The sequence below is a fragment of the Protofrankia sp. CiP1_Cm_nod2 genome (assembly GCF_920664355.1).
GTDB lineage: Bacteria > Actinomycetota > Actinomycetes > Frankiales > Frankiaceae > Protofrankia.
On the sequence record NZ_CAKKTL010000007.1, the window covers coordinates 10,038 to 12,809 of the forward strand.

At 71.5% G+C, this 2,772-nt stretch carries 2 protein-coding genes and 1 pseudogene; all 3 read left to right on the forward strand.

All coding sequences use genetic code 11. The features are described 5' to 3' along the window. Positions 1 to 320 (forward strand): annotated as a pseudogene (locus NBW84_RS01495) (hypothetical protein); the annotation flags it as partial. A gap of 35 nt (positions 321 to 355) precedes the next feature. Next, positions 356 to 2,044 (forward strand): CocE/NonD family hydrolase, encoded by a 1,689-nt coding sequence (locus NBW84_RS01500; protein WP_250280978.1) that lies wholly within the window; start codon positions 356 to 358, stop codon positions 2,042 to 2,044. Further along, a partial coding sequence (locus tag NBW84_RS01505; protein WP_250280980.1) for a YcaO-like family protein occupies positions 2,041 to 2,772 on the forward strand: 732 nt, incomplete at its 3' end. The genes NBW84_RS01500 and NBW84_RS01505, both read left to right, overlap by 4 nt.

The window sequence follows — 2,772 nt, forward strand, 5'->3', positions numbered from 1 at the left end:
GGGGTCGTCGGCTCGCGGCTGCCGATGCGCCCGAGGAACTGCTGGCCCACTGGGCCTGGCTCGACCGGTCCGGCGAGGAGCACCCCGAGGTCCCCTGGCCCGGACGGGGCGTGCTGGCCATGGTGGCGGGTCTGTTGCTGGCCGAGATCGAAGCCTGGTGGACATCCGACCGACTACCGGAGGTCGACGTCCAGGTGGAGGTCGCCGCACCGGGATCGGTGGCGCGCCACCCGGTGCTGCCCCTGCCGCTGGTCGCCGACCCGGCCCGACCGGATGGCGGGTCCGCCCTCAGCGTTCCGGCCGCCGCGGTGCACGCATGAAGGCCACGGACGCCGGAGGGTGGGTGAACCTGACGGTGGCAGGGGCTGATGGCACGCCGCTCGCGGTGGATGCCCATGTTCCGCCACGTGCCACCTGGCCGGTTCCGGTGATCGTCACGCGTACCGCCTACGGGCGCTCCGCCCACCTGGCGGAGGGGCAAGGCTGGACTGAGCGTGGATTCGGCTACGTGGTGCAGGATGTCCGGGGCCGGTATGACTCGGAGGGCACGTGGCGGCCGTACCGGGATGAGCGGGCCGACGGCGCCGCGCTGGTGGACTGGATCCTGTCCCAGCCCTGGTGCGACGGCGGGTTGGTGGCCTACGGCGGCTCGTACGCCGGATACACCGCCTGGGCGCTGGCGGTGGAACGACCCGACGCGGTGCGGGCGATCGTGAGCCTAGGCCCGTCGATGGGTCTGCACCGTACGAAGTTCGAGCCCGGTGGCATTCTGCGCCTGGCTGAGCACGCGTACTGGTGGTTGGAACGCGCCGACGCCCGCACCAGCCGCGACGGTCTGGTCCGGCTGGTGCATGGCCGGCAGCCTGACGTCCTGGATCACCTACCGGTGTGTGAGCTGCCGGAGCGGATGGGTGCTGTCCTGCCGCATTGGGGTGACATTCTGCGGACTGGCACCGCGCCAAGGCCGGAGACGTTCACGGACGGCGAGCTCGCGGCCGTCCGCGCCGCCGCGTTCCACGTGGGTGGCTGGTACGACCTGTTGATCTCCGAGACGTTGGAGCACTGGCGGCTTGTCGGTTCGGCGGTGACGCCGCGACCGCCGCGGCGTCTGCTCATCGGGGCATGGGGGCACGACCTCGCCTTCGCCGCGACGACCCGGGTCGCCGATCGTGACCATGGACCGAGCTCACGCTACGACTTCGCGGCTAGCTGCGTCAGCTGGTTGCGAGAGGTGCTGACGGAGCGCGCGACGCCCACGCCCGCGGACGGAGCCGTCGGCACGGCCGCGGTGACCGTCTCGGGGACGGCCGCGTCCGGCGCCGAGGTCTTCATCCGCGGCGCTGACGAGTGGTCCATTGGCGACGACTGGCCGCCGCGGGAGGTCAGCGAGGCTGTCTGGCACGCCCGCGCTGACGGGACCCTGACCGCGGACCGGCCTGGCCCGGACGGATCATGTGGTTTCCGCTACGACCCGCGGGATCCGTTTCCCTCGACCGTGCCCGGCGCGGACCGCCGAGCGTTGCTCGCCCGTTCGGACGCCGTCCGCTTCGTCTCCGAGCCACTGGCAGCAGCGGTGACGATGGTCGGCTCCGCCACGGTGGAACTGGCCGTGTCGACGGACGCCGACGAGGCCGACTGGATCGTCCGGGTGCTTGCCTGGCTGCCCGCCGGCCCTGCCTACGAGCTTGCGTTTGGTAGCGCCACCTGGGCTGCGCGCCCCGGGTCCTCGGTCACCGGGACGATCGTGTTGTCCGGTGCGGCGGAGCGGGTGCCGGCTGGCGCGCGGCTCGTCCTGGAGATCACCAGTTGTGATCATCCGAATCTGGCGCGCAACCTGGGCACGAGTCGGAACCGCTACACCACCACGACCACGCGCGCCTGCGAGCAGACAGTCCTGGTCGGATCCGGGCAGACCGGCACCCGCCTGGTCCTGTTGACCATGGGAACGGCGGCACAAATGGACGAGGACACCTCGGCCACCCGCGACATCGGTACCCAGCGGGCCGGCGTGGCGATGAGTGTCGGCAGGGGGAGTGCGTCGTGACCGTCGAGGATCTCGTCGATTCCCGGCTGGGTCTGCTGACAACAGTGGTCGATCAGCCACCCGCCCCCGGTATGCCTGCGGGCTGGCTGGGGCGTAGCGCGCGGGTGGCCCGCGCCGACAGGTTCGCCGGGTGGCGGGCGGACGGGTTCGGATTCGGTGCCACCCTCGGTGACGCCGGTCGGGCGCGCGGCGCGGCGATCGGTGAAGCGGTGGAGCGGTACTGCGGCAACGCCGTGCCAGCGGTGCTGCCGGTCGCAAGCTGGGAGGCGCTGCGCGCGCAGGGGATCGCCGCGACTGATCCGTTGGAGTTCGCGTTGTACTCCGACCGGCAGTACGCGACGGCAGGTTTCCCGTTCGTCCGCTTCACCCGCGATCTCGAGGTTGCCTGGGTGACGGGCACGGATCTCCTCAGCGGTGACAGTGTGCTCGTGCCGGCCTCGCTGGTCTATCTCGACTACTTCCACGGCCCGCATCGCGCCGAGCCGCCGACGAACGCTCTCATGTACTCGGGGATCGCGGCTGGGGTGAGTCGGGCCGATGCGGAGACGGCGGCGTTGGAGGAGCTGTTCGAACGGGACGCGACCACGATCTGGTGGGCCTGCGGCGCACCGACACATGCGGTGACCGATGGGGGTGTGGTGACCGGCCAGCTGGGCCGGCCGTACCGGGATCGCCCCCTGACCGTCCGACTGCTCGCCGTCCCCTCCCAGCTGGGGGTTCCTGTCCTC